This is a genomic window from Streptomyces lunaelactis, assembly GCF_003054555.1.
In the GTDB taxonomy this organism is placed as follows: domain Bacteria; phylum Actinomycetota; class Actinomycetes; order Streptomycetales; family Streptomycetaceae; genus Streptomyces; species Streptomyces lunaelactis.
This window is the reverse complement of the sequence record NZ_CP026304.1, coordinates 3937335-3954741: the sequence shown is the minus strand read 5'-3', so window position 1 is coordinate 3954741 and position 17407 is coordinate 3937335. Positions and strand designations below refer to the sequence as shown.

General features: G+C 72.3%; 17 protein-coding genes. 9 read left to right on the top strand and 8 right to left on the bottom strand.

The features are described from left to right. Window positions 1–32: 32 nt before the first annotated feature. The gene (locus SLUN_RS17910; RefSeq protein WP_108149447.1) at window positions 33–722 is read left to right on the top strand and encodes an ABC transporter ATP-binding protein; all 690 of its coding nucleotides are present in this window, start codon (window positions 33–35) and stop codon (window positions 720–722) included. A gap of 98 nt (window positions 723–820) precedes the next feature. On the opposite strand, the gene SLUN_RS17905 is transcribed toward SLUN_RS17910, so the two are convergent. Genes SLUN_RS17905 through SLUN_RS17895 form a run of 3 tightly spaced genes read right to left on the bottom strand, consistent with a single transcriptional unit; the run spans window position 821 to window position 4241 of the window. Further along, window positions 821–2296: a PTS transporter subunit EIIC gene (locus SLUN_RS17905; RefSeq protein ID WP_108149446.1), complete on the bottom strand. Its 1476-nt coding sequence runs from the start codon at window positions 2294–2296 to the stop codon at window positions 821–823. Window positions 2297–2336: 40 nt separating this feature from the next. Beyond that, a complete protein-coding gene (gene murQ / locus SLUN_RS17900) occupies window positions 2337–3272 on the bottom strand; it encodes an N-acetylmuramic acid 6-phosphate etherase (protein ID WP_108149445.1) in 936 nt (311 codons plus the stop codon). 45 nt (window positions 3273–3317) lie between these two features. Further along, window positions 3318–4241: a MurR/RpiR family transcriptional regulator gene (locus tag SLUN_RS17895; protein ID WP_108149444.1), complete on the bottom strand. Its 924-nt coding sequence runs from the start codon at window positions 4239–4241 to the stop codon at window positions 3318–3320. Between the two features lie 67 nt (window positions 4242–4308). Here SLUN_RS17895 and SLUN_RS17890 point away from each other — a divergent pair, with 67 nt between their 5' ends. Both SLUN_RS17890 and SLUN_RS17885 read left to right on the top strand, forming a co-directional pair. Beyond that, complete coding sequence (locus tag SLUN_RS17890) at window positions 4309–4665, top strand: DUF8819 family protein (RefSeq protein WP_108149443.1); 357 nt, start codon at window positions 4309–4311, stop codon at window positions 4663–4665. Beyond that, the gene (locus SLUN_RS17885; protein WP_108149442.1) at window positions 4662–4928 is read left to right on the top strand and encodes a DUF4031 domain-containing protein; all 267 of its coding nucleotides are present in this window, start codon (window positions 4662–4664) and stop codon (window positions 4926–4928) included. The genes SLUN_RS17890 and SLUN_RS17885 overlap by 4 nt, the downstream gene beginning before the upstream one ends. Before the next feature lie 16 nt (window positions 4929–4944). Here the strand turns inward: SLUN_RS17885 and SLUN_RS17880 are convergent, their stop codons facing one another. Further along, entirely contained in the window at window positions 4945–5592 is a 648-nt protein-coding gene (locus SLUN_RS17880; protein ID WP_108149441.1) for an HD domain-containing protein, read from the bottom strand. 175 nt (window positions 5593–5767) lie between these two features. Between SLUN_RS17880 and SLUN_RS17875 the strand changes: the two genes are divergently transcribed. Together SLUN_RS17875 and SLUN_RS17870 are read left to right on the top strand one after the other, a co-directional pair. Further along, a complete protein-coding gene (locus SLUN_RS17875; RefSeq protein WP_108149440.1) occupies window positions 5768–6136 on the top strand; it encodes a DUF6479 family protein in 369 nt (122 codons plus the stop codon). A gap of 156 nt (window positions 6137–6292) precedes the next feature. Further along, window positions 6293–6991: a copper homeostasis protein CutC gene (locus SLUN_RS17870; protein WP_108149439.1), complete on the top strand. Its 699-nt coding sequence runs from the start codon at window positions 6293–6295 to the stop codon at window positions 6989–6991. 90 nt (window positions 6992–7081) lie between these two features. Here the strand turns inward: SLUN_RS17870 and SLUN_RS17865 are convergent, their stop codons facing one another. Beyond that, on the bottom strand, window positions 7082–9145 hold the full coding sequence (locus tag SLUN_RS17865) for a HelD family protein (RefSeq protein ID WP_257153753.1): 2064 nt from the start codon (window positions 9143–9145) through the stop codon (window positions 7082–7084). A 279-nt stretch (window positions 9146–9424) separates the two neighbouring features. Between SLUN_RS17865 and SLUN_RS17860 the strand changes: the two genes are divergently transcribed. Both SLUN_RS17860 and SLUN_RS17855 read left to right on the top strand, forming a co-directional pair. Beyond that, window positions 9425–9619 (top strand): hypothetical protein, encoded by a 195-nt coding sequence (locus SLUN_RS17860; protein ID WP_108149437.1) that lies wholly within the window; start codon window positions 9425–9427, stop codon window positions 9617–9619. 141 nt (window positions 9620–9760) lie between these two features. Then, complete coding sequence (locus tag SLUN_RS17855) at window positions 9761–10735, top strand: glycosyltransferase 87 family protein (RefSeq protein WP_108154809.1); 975 nt, start codon at window positions 9761–9763, stop codon at window positions 10733–10735. Between the two features lie 91 nt (window positions 10736–10826). Here the strand turns inward: SLUN_RS17855 and SLUN_RS17850 are convergent, their stop codons facing one another. Together SLUN_RS17850 and SLUN_RS17840 are read right to left on the bottom strand one after the other, a co-directional pair. Next, complete coding sequence (locus tag SLUN_RS17850; protein ID WP_108149436.1) at window positions 10827–12464, bottom strand: DNA repair helicase XPB; 1638 nt, start codon at window positions 12462–12464, stop codon at window positions 10827–10829. Window positions 12465–12746: 282 nt separating this feature from the next. Further along, window positions 12747–15257: a helicase C-terminal domain-containing protein gene (locus tag SLUN_RS17840; RefSeq protein WP_257153752.1), complete on the bottom strand. Its 2511-nt coding sequence runs from the start codon at window positions 15255–15257 to the stop codon at window positions 12747–12749. Window positions 15258–15349: 92 nt separating this feature from the next. On the opposite strand from SLUN_RS17840, the gene SLUN_RS17835 reads away from it, so the two are divergent. Further along, complete coding sequence (locus SLUN_RS17835) at window positions 15350–16348, top strand: hypothetical protein (protein ID WP_108149433.1); 999 nt, start codon at window positions 15350–15352, stop codon at window positions 16346–16348. Window positions 16349–16413: 65 nt separating this feature from the next. Further along, entirely contained in the window at window positions 16414–17067 is a 654-nt protein-coding gene (locus SLUN_RS17830) for an HAD family hydrolase (protein WP_371413917.1), read from the top strand. 14 nt (window positions 17068–17081) lie between these two features. On the opposite strand, the gene SLUN_RS17825 is transcribed toward SLUN_RS17830, so the two are convergent. Then, on the bottom strand, window positions 17082–17318 hold the full coding sequence (locus SLUN_RS17825) for a hypothetical protein (protein ID WP_108149431.1): 237 nt from the start codon (window positions 17316–17318) through the stop codon (window positions 17082–17084). Window positions 17319–17407: the final 89 nt, after the last annotated feature.

Below are 17407 nucleotides of genomic sequence, written 5' to 3'. Positions count from 1 at the left end.
CGAACCCCCATACGCAGAGAAGGAGTTGAATCATGTACGAACTCAATGGCGTCCATAAGCGCTATCGGCGCGGCAAGGACACCGTGCAGGCCCTCGACGGGGTGGACCTGGTCATCGAGGACGGCGGGCGGCTGGTGATCCAGGGGCCGACGGGCGGTGGCAAGTCCACGCTGCTGCAGATGCTCGGCGGCCTGGACCGGCCGACGGAGGGAAGCGTGGTCCTCGACGGGATCGACCTCGCGACCCTGCCGGAGGCGAGGCTCACGCGGGTGCGGGCGGAGAAGATCGGCTTCGTCTTCCAGAGTTTCAACCTGATCCCCACGCTGACCGCGCAGGAGAACGTGGAGACCGCGCTCGTACCGCTCCGCCTGAAGGCGTCCGAGCGCCGCGAGCGGGCGGCGGAGGCGCTGGCCTCGGTCGGACTCGGGGAACGGCACGGGCATGTGCCCGGGGAGCTGTCGGGTGGGCAGCAGCAGCGGGTGGCGATCGCGCGGGCGCTGGTCAAGCGGCCGGCGGTGCTGCTGGCCGACGAGCCGACCGGCAATCTCGACGAGTCGATGCGCGACGAGATCATGGATCTGCTGGAGGGGTTGTGGGAGGAGCACACGCTGACGTTCGTGATGGTCACGCATGACTCGGCGCTGGCGAGGAGGGCGCCGAGGCTGGCGGTGATCAGGAAGGGGCGGGTGACGATCAAGGAACAGACGGCGGGGGTGGGGTGAGCGGGGCTCCGCCCCGGACCCGTACGGCCTTGGGCCGTGTCCTCAGTCGCCGGACGGGCTTGAGGTTGCCGGACCGGCAACCTCAAGCCCCCGGGCCGTCAGACCTTGGCCGGTTCCTGGGGGGCGGTCTCCGCAGGGACCGGGGAGACCGACAGCTCCTCCAGCATTGGCTGCGTGAAGCCGAAGATGTACGTCGCCAGGAAGCCGGCCACGTAACCCACCAGCAGCCCACCCCCGTAGACCGCGATCGTCTCGCCCACGCCCTTGTTTCCGTCGAGCAGGGGGAACAGCGCCCAGCCCGACGGGCCGATCGCCGTCGAGCCCACCTGGTGGCCCAGCATGCTGAAGAAGCCCACGAAGCCGCCGCCGAACGCGCCGCCGATGCAGGCCGTGATGAACGGGCGGCCCAGCGGGAGCGAGACGCCGTAGATCAGCGGCTCGCCCACGCCCAGAAAGCCCGCCGGGAGGGCGGACCTGATGGTGGCGCGGATCGAGGTGTTGTGGGGGAGGCGGACGTAGACCGCCGCCGCCGCGCCGACCTGGCCCGCGCCCGCCATCGCCAGGATCGGGAGCAGGACCGTGTAGCTCTGCTGCTCGATGAGGGTGGTGTGGATCGGGATCAGTGCCTGGTGCAGGCCCAGCATCACCAGCGGCAGGAAGAGCCCGCCGAGTACGAAGCCCGCGGCCGCGCCGCCGCCTGAGAGCAGCCGGTTCGCGAAGTCGCCGATCGCCGCGGAGACCTCACCGGCCACGAACATCAGGCCGAAGATGGTGACCAGGCCGGAGACGAGGACCGTGAGGGTCGGGGTGAGAAGGACGTCCAGGGACTCCGGCACCCAGCGGCGGCACCACTTCTCCACGTACACCGCAAGCACCGCCGCGCCGAGCGCGCCCAGGACGCCGCCCTGGCCGGGCGAGAGGTGGACACCGAAGGCGGTGATCTTCGCGATGCCCGGGAAGACGATGATCGCGGCGACCGCGCCGCCCAGGATCGGCGTACCGCCGAACTCCTTCGCGGTGTTGTAGCCGACGAAGACCGCGATCAGCGACATGAAGCCGGCGGCGATCGCGGCGAGGGCGGGGACCACGGCGGGAAGCCGGCCGAGGTTGGTGAGCAGGCCGTTGAGACCGGCGATGATGCCGCAGCCGATGAGGGCCGGGATGAGCGGGACGAAGATGTTCGCGATACGGCGCAGGAAGAGCTTGAAAGGCGTCGAATTCCTGGCCTTCCGGGCCGCCTTGATGGCGGCGCCCCGGTCCGCGAGTTCCCCGGCGGTCCGGGGGGCGGCGGCGAGGTCCGCGGCGGTCCCGGGCGCCGACGCCACCAGCGCCTCGAACTCCGGGGTGACGCGGGCGACCGTGCCCGGGCCCAGCACGATCTGGTACGTGTCGTCCTCGACGACGCCCAGCACGGCGGGGAGTGCCTTGAGCGCCTCTTCCTGTACGAGGGAGAGGTCGCGCAGGCCGAGGCGGAGGCGGGTCATGCAGTGGGCGACGGAGGTGACGTTTCCGGCGCCGCCGACGAGGGGGAGGATGGCGGCGGCGGTGGCGCGGGTCCTGGGGTCTGGTGCCATGGGGCGGGTGCCTTGCTGTGGGGGGCGGGTGGCTGGATGCCTAGGGGCGCGAGGCCGAGAGCGCGGCGCGCAGGTGGCCGCCGGTCTCCCCCAGGAGCCGCGTCGCCGTCTCCGCGTCCACGCCCCCCAGAATCGTCAGGATCGCCGGCTTCACCTCGCCGTCCGTCGCCGCGAGCGCCGCCTCGATCTCCTCGTTCGGCGCCCCGGTCGCCAGCGCCACGATCCGGCGCGAGCGGGCGCGCAGCTTCTCGTTGGAGGCGCGGACGTCCACCATCAGGTTTCCGTACGTCTTGCCGAGGCGGATCATCGTGATCGTCGAGATCATGTTGAGGACCAGCTTCTGCGCCGTACCGGCCTTCAACCGGGTTGATCCGGTGAGCAGTTCGGGGCCGGCCACGACTTCGATGCCATGCTCCGCGGCCGCTCCGAGCGGGCTGCCCGCGTTGCAGGACAGCCCGATGGTCAGCGCTCCGCAGGCGCGCGCGTGCTCGACCGCGCCGATCGCGTACGGGGTGCGGCCCGACGCGGAGATCCCGACCACCGTGTCGTCCGCCGTCAGCTTCAGCGCGTCCAGGTCGGCGGCGGCCAGCTCCTTGCTGTCCTCCGCGCCCTCGATCGACTTGACCATCGCGGACGGGCCGCCCGCGATCAGGCCCACGACCTCGGCGGGGTCGGTGTTGAAGGTGGGCGGGCACTCGCTCGCGTCCAGGACGCCGAGGCGTCCCGCCGTGCCCGCGCCCGCGTAGATCAGCCGGCCGCCGCCGGACATCCGCTCGGCGGTGGCGTCGATCGCGGCGGCGATGCGGGGCAGCTGCGCGGCGACGGCGGCGGGGACGGTCTCGTCCTCGCCGTTCATGATCTGGGCGATCTCGACGGTGGGCAGCCGGTCGATGTCGGCGAGCTCGGGCCGGAACGCCTCGGTGGTGAGCGTGGCCAGCTCAGCGCGCAGCTCGGAGTAGTCCTGGGTGGAGGTCATGATGAGCGGCTCTGCTTTCTCGGTCCGTGGGGGGGGGTCGGGCGCCTAGCGGGTGCGGGTGCGGGGGCTGTGGCGGTGCGCGAGTGCCTCGTACGAAGCGGCCAGGGCAGGAGCCGCCGTCTCGTACGTACGCTGCGCCACGCCTATGAACAGGCAGTCCACGACCAGGAGCTGGCTGGTACGGGACGACATCGCGGCCGGCCGCAGCTCGCTCTCCCGGGCGGTGGACGTGGTCAGCACATGGTCGGCGTACTGGGATACCGGCCCGTCCGGGCGGCCGGTGATCGCGACCGTCGTCGCGCCGCGGTCGAAGGCGACGCGCAGCGGCTCGATGACGTCGCCGGTCGATCCGGAGTGGGTGATCGCGATGGCCACATCGCCGGAGCGGAGCTGTACGGCGTTGGTCACGGCGAGGTGCGGGTCGGTGTGGGCGTGCGCGATGAGGCCTATGCGCAGCAGTTTCTGGGCAAGGTCCATGCCGACGAGGGAGGACGCGCCGACACCGTAGATGTCGATTCGGCGGGCGGTCGCCGCGGCGGCCACGGCCGCGCCCAACTGGACGGTGTCGAGCCCCGCGGCCGTGTCGGCGAGTGTCTGCTGCTCGTCGTAGGCGAGCTTGGCGACGACGTCGGCGATGGGGTCGTCGACGGCGATGTCGGCGGTGACGGCGGGGGCCCGGCCCGACTGCTGGTGGGCGGCGAGCCCGGCGAGGGCGAGGCGCAGATCGCGGTAGCCGGGGTAGCCCAGGAGCCGGGCGGTGCGGACCACGGTGGCTTCGCTGGTGCCGGTGAGCTCGGCGAGGCCGGTGACCGTGAGGGCCGCGCAGCCGGCCGGGTCGTCGGCGACGGCTTCGGCGACCCGCTGCATGGAGCGGGTCATGGACGGCGCGAGGGTCCGCACCTTGGCCGCGAGGGCGGCGGGGGCGGGCGGAGCGTCGCCGCTGAAAATTTCCTTCACTGGATTGGTCACCCTTGAAAGATATTTTCGCGGTTCGGGCAGCGTCAACCCCTCTCCGGCTCCGGGGGACAATGGCCCCATGAACGACGCGAACCCCCTCGAGCAGGCCCTGCACGCCGCGCGTGCGCTGGTCCTCGCCGATCTGGCCGCCCGCGATGTGGCGGACGCCGGGGTGGTCTCGCTGGTCGAGGACGCGGTGACGCACCGCCGCTGGTGGGTCGAGCAGTGGCCCGAGGGTGTCGAGTACGTCGCTGGCCTGGTCGCCCAGGACGTCCAGGACGCGCTCCTTGAGCGGTACGGCAGGTGGCCGCTGTGCCCCGTCTGCGACGCGGGCGACCCGCACGCGATGGACGTCGAACCGGAGCTCGGCCCGGACCCGCACTGGGTCTGCGGCAAGGCGGGCGTGATCGTGGCCCGGGTCGGCGGACTGACGTGAGCCTCTACATCGACCCGCCGACCTGGCCGGGCCATGGCCGGCTGTGGTCGCACCTGGTCAGCGACGTCTCGTACGAGGAACTGCACGGTTTCGCGGCGGCGATCGGCTGCCCGCCGCGGGCCTTCGAGCGGGACCACTACGACGTCCCGTCACACAGGTACGCGGACGCGGTGGCGGCCGGCGCGGTGGAGATCGGCTCCAAGGAGCTCGTACGACGGCTCACGGAGGCGGGTCTGCGCCGGCCCAAGGGACGCCCGGCGTAGGGCCTGTCCGGGCGGGTCAGGCTGTCAGCAGCCGCAGTTCCGTGGTCAGGTTGTGGCGGGCCCGGGACTCCCACTCCCGCTCCCCGTACGGCGTGCGGAACAGCCGCGGCAGCTCCAGCAGTTGGCGCAGCACCGCCGCGCGGCCCTCGCTGAAGGCGTCGTCCGGGACGAACCCGTACTCCTCGCGTACGGCGGCGGTGTAGGCGGCGTACGGCTCCGGGCCCGCCGCCAGGATCGCCAGGTCCGCGTCGCACAGGACCGCGCCGTTGGCGTCCGGCTCCTCGGCGGCATGAGTGACCGTCAGACGCACCAGGCGGGCGACCTCGGCGGTGCGGGCGGGGGGCAGCCCGGCCTCGGCGAGTGCGCGTTCGGCGAGGCGGGCGGAGCGTTCCTCGTTCTCCGAACGGTCGGGGAAGTAGACCGCGTCGTGGAACCAGGCGGCGAGGCGGACCAGGTCGGGGTCGTCGGCGTACTCGGCGAGGGTGTCGATGTGGTCGAGGACCGCGGTCAGGTGCGCGGTGGTGTGATAGCGCCGCTGCGGCTCCGCCCAGCGGGCGAGCAGATTCTCGGCGTACGGCAGGGGGTCCGGGGTGCTCGCTCCGTCGCGGGCGCTGCGCAGGGCCCGTGTCCAGCGGTGACGGAGGTCCACGTGCGGGTCGCTCATGGGGCGACTCTAAAGGGCTGTCGGCCGGCCGGCGGGCCGCCCGCCGACCGGTGCGCGCTCCGAGCTCACCGGAGCGAGCGAGTAGAGCCGGTCTTCATCGGCCTAAACAGGCGATACCAGGCGATAATGGCGGTAGAGGGCCTGTGTGCCATCCCTGAGTGCGGAGGCAGACACAATGAACGCTTTGCTGATCGCCCAGAACGGCTCGGTCTCCGAGCTGGCGTCGGCTGCGACAGCCGCTCCGATCATTCTCGGAGTTCTCCTCGTCGGCCTCCTGGCGGGCGCGATGTGGTGGGACGGGAAGCGCCGGTCGCAGGAGACCCCGCCGCTCCCTGAGGAACAGCCGAAGTCGCCCGACCGCCGCGAGCACATCGAGGAGGTCCGCGACGAGGACGAGGACGACTTCCCTCATGACGGTCGGCTCCTCCCGTACAACATGAAGACCCACAGCAGTCACAGCACGGGGAAGGGGCCCGAGGAGAGGCCCAAGCACGGCAAGAACGCAGGCGGGGGCGCGTTCGGCAGTGGCGGTCTGGGCGGCTGAGGCGCGCCCGACGTCCTGCCCGGCGCCACGTGGTGATCCTGTGCGGAAGCTCCGTACGGGAGGCGCTTACGGCTGCCTTCGCGCTACACGCGCATTAGGCTGGCATTGGACTAGACCTGTATGAGCCGTAGGCGTCTCCCTGGAGGAATGGGTTCCATGAGCAACCGTGCAGTCCTGGAGGTGATCGCTCTCGATGCCAAGGACGCGATCGCGGCCCGGTCAGGAGGGGCCGACCGGCTCGAGCTGGTCACCGACATGGCGGCGGACGGGCTGACTCCGAGCCGGGAGACGTTCGCCCGGATCCGCGCGGCCGTCGACATCCCGCTGCGCGTGATGCTGCGCCTCACCGACGGCTTCGCGGCGGGCGACGCGCGCGCGGTGGACGCGCTGGTGCGGGCCGCGCGGGAGCTGCGCGCGGAGGGCGCGGAGGAGTTCGTCCTCGGCTTCCTGGACGAGGCGGGCAACGCGGATCTGGTCGCGGTGGAGCGGGTGGTGGCGGAGCTGGAGGGCTGCCGGTGGACGTTCCACCGCGCGATCGACCGGGCGGCGGACCGGGATGCGCTGCGCAAGCAACTGGCGGACCTGCCGGGCCTGGACACGTACCTGACGGCGGGTTCGGCTTCGGGGGTGGACGCGGGTCTCCCCACGCTCCTGGCGGAGGCGGCGCGACGGGGAGAGCCGGGCTACGAACCCCAGATCCTGGTGGGCGGCGGCTTGCGCCTGGACCATGTGGCGGTGCTGCGGGCGGCGGGCGTGGACGCGTTCCACATCGGTGGCGCGGCGAGGCCGGACGGGTGGGGAGAGCGGGTGGGCGCGGCAGCGGTGGGGGAGTGGCGCGCGGCGCTCGACGGGTAGGCCGTACGGCCTTCGGCCGTGTCCTCAATCGCCGGACGGGCTCAATGAGCCCCTCCGGCGATTGAGGAGCGGGGTTCGGGCGGAGCCCCGCTACCCCAACTCCTCCGGCAGCGGCGACGCGTGCAGGACCGTCAGGCCCGAGACCGACCTCGTCAGGCTGACGTAGAGGCGGCGCAGGCCCGTCCGTTCGTCCGGTTCCGCGTCCACCACCGCCCTCGGCTCGTCCAGCACCACGTAGTCGTACTCCAAGCCCTTCGCCAGCGACGCGGGTACCAGCGTCAGCCGCGACTCCGCCGTCGTCTCCTCGCCCGGCGAGAGGAACGCATGTCCCGCCGCCGACAACGCTCCGGCCAGCGCCGGCACCCGCGCATCGGCCGCGATCAGGCCGATCGAACCCTCGTGCGCGAGCGACTCCCCGCACGCCGCCACCACCGCCGCATCCAGATCCGCCGGATCACCCACCCGCCTGATCTCCAGCGAACCCGGCGCCTCCCGCACCGACTTCACCTCCGCCAGGCCCGGCGACATGTGCGGCAGCAGCCTCGACGCGTACGCGATCACCTCCCGCGGCACCCGGAACCCCGCAGTCAGCTCCTCCACCACCGCGTCCGACTTGCCCAGATGGGAGAGCGCCTCCGCCCAGCTCTCCGTCGCCCACGGGGTCGTCCCCTGCGCCAGGTCGCCCAGCACCGTCGCCGAGCCCGTCGTGCAGCGGCGCCCCACCGCCCGGTACTGCATCGGCGACAGGTCCTGCGCCTCGTCGAGCACGACATGGCCCAGCGAGTGCGTGCGCTGCACGAGATCCGTCGCCTCGTCGATCAGCACCGCGTCCGCCGACGACCACTTCGCCGCCCGTACGCTACGGGCCGGCTTCGCCAGGAGGACCCTCTTCTGCTCGTCCGCGGACAGCACACCCTCCGCATGAGCCGCGAGGAAGTCCGCGTCGGACAGGAGCCGCAGCACCAGCTTCGCCGGATCCACCGGCGGCCACACCGCCTTCACCGCCGCCTTCACCGCGGGATTACGCGCCACCGCGTCCTGCACCCGGTCGTCCGGCGCCTCGCCCGCCTGCTCCATGCGGACCAGCACCGTGTGCGCGATCCGCTGCGGCAGCGCCTCGCGCGCCGCCCCGTAGCGGATGTCGCGGTCGAGCAACTCCCGTACGATCTCCTCGAGTTCGTACGCCGGCACCCGCCACCGCCGCGAACCGCGCACCACCATCAGCGGCTCCACCGGCATCGTCACATGCGAGCGCACCGCCCGCCGCAGCACCTCTGCCATCCGGGCGTCGCCCTTGATGACCGCCGCGTCCGCCGCGTCCGCGCCGCGCACCTCCACATGCGCCACCAGGTCGTCGACGGTCGCCTGCTTGACCTCCAACTCACCCAGCGCGGGCAGCACTTGTTCGATGTAGTGCAGGAAGGACCTGTTCGGCCCGATCACGAGCGTCCCGGTCCTGGCCAGCCGCTCCCGGTGCGCGTACAGCAGATACGCGACGCGGTGCAGGCCCACCGCCGTCTTTCCGGTGCCGGGGCCGCCCTGGACACACACCGTGCCGCCGAGCCCGGACCGTACGATCTCGTCCTGCTCCGGCTGGATCGTGGCGACGATGTCCCGCATAGGGCCGACGCGCGGCCGCTCGATCTCCGCCTGGAGCAGCCTGCTCGTACGCTCCTGCTCGGACGGGTCGGTCAGATGCTCGTCCTCGTACGCCGTGAGGTCGCCGCCCGTGTAGCCGAAGCGCCGCCGCAGGCCGACGTCCAGCGGGTCCTTCCTCGACGCCCGGTAGAACGGCTGCGAGACGGGCGCGCGCCAGTCGATGACCATAGGGTCGCCGTCCGCGTCGTGCACATGCCGGCGCCCGATGTAGAAGCGCTGCCCTTCCTGCGTGGTGTGCAGATAGTCGAGTCGGCCGAAGAAGAGCGGGGTGTGGGAGAGATCGGCGAGCGCCTTGACGCGTTCCTCGATCTGGCGCTCCAGGACGGCGGCGTTGACCCAGTTCGCGGTGACATCGCGGATGTCGAGGGCCTGGACGTCCTCGCGCATCGTGCGGAGCGCGGTACGTGAGGCGGCGAGATGGGCGCGCTCACGAGCGAGCGGACCGGGTTGGTCGGGTTGATCGGGCTGATCGGGTTCAGGGACGTGCGCGGGCACGGGTTGCCTCCGGCGGATACGGCGAGGATCACGACATGGCGGACCGGCCGGTTTCCGTCCGGGCGGCGGCGCTCCCCAGGGGAGGCGGGCAAGACCGGCGATTGTAGTGAGGGCGCGCATCGCGGGCGAATGGTTTTCCAGGGCGATGGGGGAGGGGAGAAGGACCTGCGGCCGTCCTCCCCGTAGGGGATGGCCTCTGTCTGGAGTCGTACGCGGGCGGGCTCCCGGTTCAGTCCGTGGATCGATGCGTCCCGCCGCCCCGGGAACCATCATGGAGACATGAGTACAGCAACCTTCACCCCGGGCACCCACGTCCCCCATCCCCGTTACGGTGCCACCGCCACCGGCGCCGCCCCCCACTCCCCGCACCGCCTCGGCAACGCGCTGCGCGCGGTAAAGGTCTTCGCAGGCGCCGTCTTCAGCGTCGCGGTTCTCGGTGAGTACGCCGAGGAAGCCGGAGTCCACCGCCGCTGATCCGCCGCGTCCCCCTCGCCCCCTAGTAGGGTCGCGGCCGTGAAGTACCGGAACGTGACCTTTCGTTCACTCCTCGTCATCAGTGCCCTCGCGATTTCCCTGGCCGCGCTCGCCGCACTCCGCGTAGCCCAGCGCATCCCCATGGCCGACACCCTCGTGTACCGCGCCGAAGGGGCGGCCGTCGCCAACGGCACCGCTCTCTACGTGTTCACCGTCACCGAGTGGCAGCTGCCCGCCGCCTACCCGCCCTTCGCGGCGATCCTCTTCGTACCGACCACCTGGCTGCCCGTCCCGGCGCTCAAGGTGGTCCTCGTCGTCGGGAACGTACTCCTGCTCGCCCTGCTGGTCCGGCTCTCCTGCCGCTTCGCCGGGCTCCCCGCGCGGCTCCCGCTGGTGATCGCCGCGGTCGTGGCCGGCCTCTGGCTCGAACCGGTCTTCCACACCCTCCACTTCGGGGAGATCAACCTCGCCCTCGTCTGCCTCGTGCTGTGGGACCTGTCCCGCGACAAGAAGGCCATCGGCAAGGGCTTCGCGCTCGGCGTCGCCGCCGGGATCACACTCACACCCGCCGTGTTCATCGTCCATCTGCTGATCACCGGGCGGGTACGGGCGGGGCTCACCGCGCTCGCCTCCTTCACCGGCACGGTGCTGCTCGGTGCGCTCGTACTCCCGCTCGCCAGCGTCGAATTCTGGACCGGGCGCATCTTCGAGACCGGCCGTACCGGCAAGGTGTGGATCGTCGACAGCCAGTCGCTGCAAGGCCTGTTCGCGCGGCTGCTGCACACCCCCGATCCGGGCGCGGTGTGGCTGCTCGCGGCGGCCGCGACCGCGGTGGCGGGTCTGTGGATCGCGCGCAGGGCGCCGGAGCGGTGGGGCGTGCCCGCCGTCGCGTACACCACGCTGCTCGTCTCACCGGTCAGCTGGTCGCACCACTGGGTGTGGTGCGTACCGCTGCTCGCGCTCCTGATCGCGGAGGGCCGCACCCGCACGGCGAGGTGGCGGAGCACGCCCGTCCGCGCCCTGCCGGCTCCGCGCGCCGAGTACCCGCGCACGGACGAACCGAGTGCGCGCCCGCAAGTGGCGGCAGGGCGCCGGGAGGTTGACCGACGCCCATGACGACGACGCCCGCCCCTGAAGGTGCAGTACGCGCTGCTGCTGGGCCCCGTGCTGGTCGGCCTCGCCCAGGCCCTGTCCGCCCGGACAGGGCCTAGGGCGCCAGCAGCTCGTCCGCGTCCACGATCCGGTACGCGTACCCCTGCTCCGCCAGGAACCGCTGCCGGTGCGCCGCGAAGTCCTGGTCGATCGTGTCCCGCGCCACCACCGAGTAGAAGTGCGCCTTGTGCCCGTCCGCCTTCGGCCGCAGGACACGGCCGAGGCGCTGCGCCTCCTCCTGCCGGGACCCGAACGTGCCGGAGACCTGGATGGCGACGGTCGCCTCCGGAAGGTCGATGGAGAAGTTCGCCACCTTCGACACGACCAGCACGGAGATCTCACCCTGCCGGAATGCCTCGAAGAGTTTCTCGCGCTGCGCGTTGGACGTCTCGCCCTTGATGACCGGCGCGTCCAGATGCTCGCCGAGCTCGTCGAGCTGGTCGATGTACTGGCCGATGACCAGGGTCTGCTGGCCCGCGAACTTGCGAACCAGCGCCTCCGTCACCTTCCGCTTGGTCTCGGTCGTCGCGCAGTAGCGGTACTTCTCCTCCGTCTCGGCGGTCGCATAAGCGAGCCGCTCGGCGTCGGTGAGATTGACCCGGACCTCCACACAGTCCGCGGGCGCGATGTACCCCTGCGCCTCGATCTCCTTCCAGGGCGCGTCGAAACGCTTCGGCCCGATGAGGGAGAAGACGTCCGACTCGCGGCCGTCCTCGCGCACGAGCGTCGCCGTGAGACCGAGCCGCCGCCGGGCCTGCAGATCCGCGGTGAACTTGAAGACCGGCGCGGGCAGCAGATGCACCTCGTCGTAGACGACCAGGCCCCAGTCGCGGGAGTCGAAGAGCTCGAGGTGGGCATAGATCCCTTTTCGCTTCGTCGTCAGCACCTGGTACGTCGCGATGGTGACCGGGCGGATCTCCTTGCGCGTACCGCTGTACTCGCCGATCTCTTCCTCGGTCAGAGACGTCCGCTTCACCAGCTCGTGCTTCCACTGGCGGGCCGAGACGGTGTTGGTGACCAGGATCAGGGTCGTGGCCTTCGCCTCGGCCATCGCACCGGCCCCGACCAGCGTCTTCCCGGCACCGCACGGCAGCACGACCACACCGGACCCGCCGTGCCAGAAGCCCTCGACGGCCTGCTTCTGGTACGGACGCAGCGCCCAGCCGGTCTCGTCCAGCTCGATGGGGTGCGCCTCGCCGTCCACGTACCCGGCGAGATCCTCGGCCGGCCAGCCCAGCTTCAGCAGCGTCTGCTTGATCTGCCCGCGCTCGGAGGGATGCACGGCGACCGTGTCCGGGTCGATCCGTGCTCCGACCAGCGGCTGGACCTTCCTGGACCGGAGGATCTCCTCCAGAACGGGCCGGTCGGTGCTGGTCAGCACGAGCCCGTGGACAGGGTGCTTGCTCAGCGTCAGCCGACCGTAGCGGGCCATCGTCTCGGCGACGTCGACGAGCAGGGCGTGCGGGACGGGGTAGCGGGAGTACGCCACGAGCGCGTCGACGACCTGCTCGGCGTCGTGCCCGGCGGCGCGGGCGTTCCACAGACCGAGCGGGGTGACCCGGTAGGTGTGGATGTGCTCGGGGGCGCGCTCCAGTTCCGCGAAGGGCGCGATGGCACGACGACAGGCGTCCGCCTGCTCGTGGTCCACCTCGAGGAGGAGGGTTTTGTCGCTTTGGACGATTAGGCAGGACACACAAACCTCCGCGGATAGGGTCGTCTTGTGACAGACAGCACACCTGCCACGGCTCGGGCCATGCCCCGGGCCCGGCGCTCGAAAGGACTCTCGGCCAACGCGCCGGGAATGCGTGCCGCTATCTGCATTCGCCTTTCGCGCGAAACAGAAGAGTCTACCTCGCCCGAGCGTCAGCGAGCGGCCTGCGAGGCGCTGTGCGAAGCGCGGGGATGGCAGGTCATAGCCGCAGAGGAAGACCGTACTGAGTACCGGGAGCGGAGGGGGGTATGGGGGTCAGGGGGATCAGGCCGGGTCGTCCGCGAGTTCGGCGACGCCGGTGATGCGGTGTAGCGGGTACGTGCGGACCTCGTCCGCCGTGTGGTCGTACGCCGTGACGAAGCCGCCCTCGACGCGCACGGGCGCGATCACGCGCTGGCTGGCCGCGCCGTCCGCGTTGACGTAGCCGATCCAGAGGGCGGAGCCCGTCATCGCCGCCGCCTGGACGGTGGCGAGGGTCTCGGCGGAGGTGGTGCGGGGGAGCTCGCCGTTCTTCGCCGGTTCGGGTGCGGACTTGCGGACGACCGTGGACGCGAGGTCGCCCGCCATGATCGCCTTCACCGCGGCGCCGAGGAGAGTGCCGTCGGGCACGGGCGGGCCGTCGGGGACGGGGGCGGGCGGGGTACGGGGCGGGGTGCGGCGGGCGTGGGCGCGAGTGATCAGGACATCACCCTCGGCGGACTCGGCGGCGGGTGCGTAGCCCATGGTGCGCAGGCCTTCGAGGAGCGTTCCCGGGTCGGCCTGGGCGGCCAGCACGGTGGGGGCGAGGCGGCGCAGTCGCAGGCCCTGGGAGCGCTTGTCGGCGAGGATCTCGCCGAGCAGTGCGTCGTCGTCGCAGCGCACATAGGCGGAGGCGGCGCCGATCCGCAGGTGTCCGTGGCGGCGGGCGACATCGTCGATGAGGTAGCTGAGCGGCTGCGGCACGGGGGTGCGGGAGTGCGTGGCGAGGAACGTGTGCAGGTCGGATGCGGTCCGGCCGGCGTCGAGTGCGCGGCGTACGGAGGCGGGCGTGAAGCGGTAGACGGTCGCGCCGCCCTTGGACTCGACGTCGGCGAGCACGGACAGCGTCTCGGCGAGCGGCCGTTCCAGGGGCCCGGGGGCGACGGCGGTGAGGTCGGCCTGGAGGAGGACGTGGTCGAGCGGCTCGGGCAGCAGCGGCGCGAGCGCGTTGGCCGCTTGCGCGGTGAGGTCCTCGGTGGGGCTCAGGAGCAGTCGGCCGTGCGTCGACAGCGCCCCGCGGCCCGTCACACCGAGCACCTCCGCCTCCGTCAGCGTCCAGGCCGCGATGCGGGAGCGCAGGTCCCTGGGCCCGCCGTCCGCCGCGTTGCGTGCCGCGTTCGCGTCGCCGCTCTGTGCCCCGCCGCCGCCCCGCAGCGGGCGTTCCCAGCGCAGCCGGGCCAGCACCGTCTCCGGGTCGGGGGCCGTGCCCGCGGGGAGTGCCGCCAGCAGGGCGAGGACCCGGCTGCGGACCTCCAGCGCCGCTGTGCGGTCCAGGCCGGGGCCGAGTACGGAGAGCGTGCGGCCCTTGGGGTCCTGGCTGCCGACCAGGCCGGGCGTACGGGTCGCGCCGATCCAGGCCGTGGCGAGGTGCGCCCAGCGGTCCGGCGCCGGGAGGGTCAGCCACTCGTCGTACGCGGGCGTCGGCGCGTACCGCTCGTCCGCTTCGCCGTCGGTCGCCAACAGGCCCGCCGCATAAGCCAGTTCGAGCCAGAACGCGGCCATCTGCTCGTTGGTGTCCAGCGCGGTGGCGGCGCGCTTGAGGTCACGTACCGCCAGGCCGCCCGACCGCAGCACCGCGGGGCCGCCCTCGTGCCAGTCCTTCAGCAGGTCCTCGACCGTCGTGAGCGCGGTGTACGCCTGGCCCGCCGCCGTACTGTCCACAGCCTGTGGACGGCCCTGGGTCATCGACGCGGTCGCGGCCGGCGTGACCGCGGGCGGTACCGGCTCCGGCGCGTACTGCGCGCGCCCGGCCCGCAGATACAGTGCCGCCTCGCGCGGCAGCACGACCGTGCGCGGCGACGCGGGCAGCAGCAGTCCGCGGTCGCGCAGCCACCGCACCGGCGGGGTCGGACTGGCCGTCACCTCGCCGTACGGAGGGCCCCAGACCAGCCGGTCGAGCACCGTCAGCGCCTCGGGCGGGGCGGTGTCCAGCAGCCGCGCCATCCGCGTGCGGTCGGTGAAGAGCGAGGCCAGCGCGGCGACGGCGGAGACCGGGTCGTGCGTGGTCGGCAGCCCGGCGGCGGCCAGGATCTCCTGAAGCCGGGTGGGCGACATCCCGGCGGTGGCCTCGGCGACGGTCGGGCCGAGGCCGGTCGGGGACGGGCGGGTCGGGGACGGGGCGAGGAGTTCGCGCGCGGTGCGCACCAGCCGCAGCCGGTCGTCGCCGCCCCAGATCAGGGCCTGGGTGCGCAGGGTGCCCACGGCGCGGGGCAGGGCCGCCTCGATCTCCTCGTCGCCCTCGTCGCCGGTCAGCAGCCCGAGCAGGGTGTCGTACGAGGCGGGGTCGGGGGCCACGGCCAGCGCCTCGGCGGTCTGCAGCGTGAACCGGTCGAGCCGTTCCAGGGCGCGTACGACGGAGGCGCGGGTGCCCGCCCGGGCAGCCAGCTGCGACAGGTCGTTGGGCACGGGGTTCAGCAGATCGGGACGGGCGCGCAGCAGTGCGGCCAGTTCCTCGTCGCCGCGGGCGCGCAGCGCTTCGGCGAGCGTGCGCGGGCTGCTCGGACTGGTCGGACTGCTTGCTTCGGGCATGGTCCCCATCCGCCCCACGGTAGTGCCTGGAGCGCTACGGTCGGGGACAGGGCGGGCCCGGGAGAGAGGGCGGCCCGGCTGGGAACGTCAGGGGAACGCCGGTGGGGATCGAGAGCGATCAGCTCGTCTACGACTATCTGAGCCGGGTCGGCGACCTGGCGCAGCGGCAACAGCTGCCGTCCGGCACCCGGATGCGGCTGGTGTCGTCGCTGCGCAGCGAGATCGACCGGCAGCGGGCGGGATTCGGCAGCGACAGCCCCGCCTCCGTACGCCGCATCCTCGGTCGGCTCGGTACGCCGGACGAGGTCGTCGCGGCCGCGTCCGAGGACGGCGGCGCCAGCGCGTCCCACGTGCCCCGGCCGGCACCGAAGCCCGCCCTGCCGCAGCAGCGCGTACGCCGCCGGATCCCCAAGCCGCGCAGGTCGGCGGCACCGGAGCAGGCCGAAGTTCCGCGGATGACCACCGGCGCGTCGCCGCCCCATCTCGCCGGGACGGACGAGCTCGGCCCGTCCGGCAGCGAGCCCGACTGGTGGCGGATCGAGCCGGGGCCGTTCGGTGCGGGGGAGTCCGTGGCCGGGTTCACCGGCGGTGTGGAGATCCCCGAAATACTGAAACCGCCGCCCTCCGAGGAGGAGTCGGAGGAGCAGGACGAGCACGAGGACGAGGAGTACGAGGACGACGACGCGGTGGAGGCTGAGCCCGAACCGCGCCGGTGGCGTCCGCGGCTCCGCCGCCGTACCGGGGAAGGCGAAGCCGCGGTCGCCCCCGCCTTCGCCAGCCCCTTCCTGATGCTGGCCGCCGCCCTCCTCGTGGGCGGTGCCGTCCTCGGCTCCTGGCTCGCGCTGGGCAGCGGCTGGCTCCTCGCGTACGCCTCGCGCAGGCTGTCCCGTACCGAGGCGAAGTGGGCGGTCGTCGGCCTGCCGGGCGCCGTCGCGGTGGGCGGGCTTGTCTGGCTGTGGGGTCGGGTCAACGAGCGCTGGGGCGAGCCGGTCCCCGAGAACGGGATGCGCGACGCGCTCACCGGCACCTGGCCGTGGGTGGTGAAGGGGGCGGCCGTCGCCTCCGCGCTCTACCTGGTGTGGCGGGCGCGGAGGCGATAGCCCGCGAGGACCGAGAACGACGACGCGCTTGGGCGCGTCGGGGAGGGCGCGGCCGGATGGGCACAATGGCCCCTATGGCTACGCATCCGGCCACTACCGCAACCCGCCCGCTGACGGTCGGCTTCGACCTCGATATGACGCTGATCGACTCCCGGCCCGGCATTCACGCCGCCTACCTCGCGCTTTCCGCCGAGACCGGGGTGTGGATCGATGCCGACCTGGCCGTCACCCGGCTCGGGCCGCCCCTCGAACAGGAGCTGGCGCACTGGTTCCCTGACGAGAGGATCCAGGAGGTGGGCGACCGGTACCGCGAGATCTATTCCGTATACGCGATCACCCCGACCCTCGCCCTGCCGGGCGCCCGCGAGGCGGTGACCGCCGTCCAGGAGCTCGGCGGCCGCGCGATCGTCGTCACTGCCAAGCACGAGCCGAACGCCCAACTCCACCTGGCCCACCTCGGCATCGACGCGGACGACGTCATCGGCCGGCTGTGGGCCGAGGCCAAGGCGGAGGCGCTGCGTGAGCACGGCGCGAGCGTGTACGTCGGCGACCACACCGCAGACGTACGGGGAGCGCACACGGCCGAGGCGCTGTCGGTGGCGGTGCCGACGGGCCCGTGCGACGAGGCGGAGCTGCGCGCGGCGGGCGCGGACGTGATCCTGCCGGACCTGACCGCTTTTCCGGCCTGGCTGCGCACCTACAGCAGGAGTTGGGTCTAAGCGGCCCTGGGGCGCTACAGCGCGGATCTGGCCTGTCGCCGCTGCGCCGCGATCGAGCGCAGCACACCCGCCGCCGCGATCAGGAACCCGACGCCCATCAGCATGCAGACCGCGTACGCGATCGGCGGGAACGGCTCGGTTCCCAGGAACAGCGGGGCCACGGTGACCAGTGTGGCCACAGCGCCGACGATGAAAACGATCGCGCCGACGCGCACCAGCCCGTCACCGGGTGCGGGAGGAGTAGCAGTCATCCAGCCAGGGTAGTTCCTTGCGCGTAGGAACCGTCCGGCGACGTCTTGTCACCAGCCCCTGGACCATTAGCCTTGGGGGTGGCGGGTCA

Excerpts from the sequence above, each read along its gene's own strand:
- SLUN_RS17910 (WP_108149447.1), top strand. The coding sequence starts at position 33 with ATGTACGAACTCAATGGCGTCCATAAGCGCTATCGGCGCGGCAAGGAC.
- SLUN_RS17905 (WP_108149446.1), bottom strand. The coding sequence starts at position 2,296 with ATGGCACCAGACCCCAGGACCCGCGCCACCGCCGCCGCCATCCTCCCC.
- murQ (WP_108149445.1), bottom strand. The coding sequence starts at position 3,272 with ATGACCTCCACCCAGGACTACTCCGAGCTGCGCGCTGAGCTGGCCACG.
- SLUN_RS17890 (WP_108149443.1), top strand. The coding sequence starts at position 4,309 with ATGAACGACGCGAACCCCCTCGAGCAGGCCCTGCACGCCGCGCGTGCG.
- SLUN_RS17880 (WP_108149441.1), bottom strand. The coding sequence starts at position 5,592 with ATGAGCGACCCGCACGTGGACCTCCGTCACCGCTGGACACGGGCCCTG.
- SLUN_RS17875 (WP_108149440.1), top strand. The coding sequence starts at position 5,768 with ATGAACGCTTTGCTGATCGCCCAGAACGGCTCGGTCTCCGAGCTGGCG.
- SLUN_RS17870 (WP_108149439.1), top strand. The coding sequence starts at position 6,293 with ATGAGCAACCGTGCAGTCCTGGAGGTGATCGCTCTCGATGCCAAGGAC.
- SLUN_RS17860 (WP_108149437.1), top strand. The coding sequence starts at position 9,425 with ATGAGTACAGCAACCTTCACCCCGGGCACCCACGTCCCCCATCCCCGT.
- SLUN_RS17855 (WP_108154809.1), top strand. The coding sequence starts at position 9,761 with ATGGCCGACACCCTCGTGTACCGCGCCGAAGGGGCGGCCGTCGCCAAC.
- SLUN_RS17840 (WP_257153752.1), bottom strand. The coding sequence starts at position 15,257 with ATGGGGACCATGCCCGAAGCAAGCAGTCCGACCAGTCCGAGCAGCCCG.
- SLUN_RS17830 (WP_371413917.1), top strand. The coding sequence starts at position 16,414 with ATGGCCCCTATGGCTACGCATCCGGCCACTACCGCAACCCGCCCGCTG.
- SLUN_RS17825 (WP_108149431.1), bottom strand. The coding sequence starts at position 17,318 with ATGACTGCTACTCCTCCCGCACCCGGTGACGGGCTGGTGCGCGTCGGC.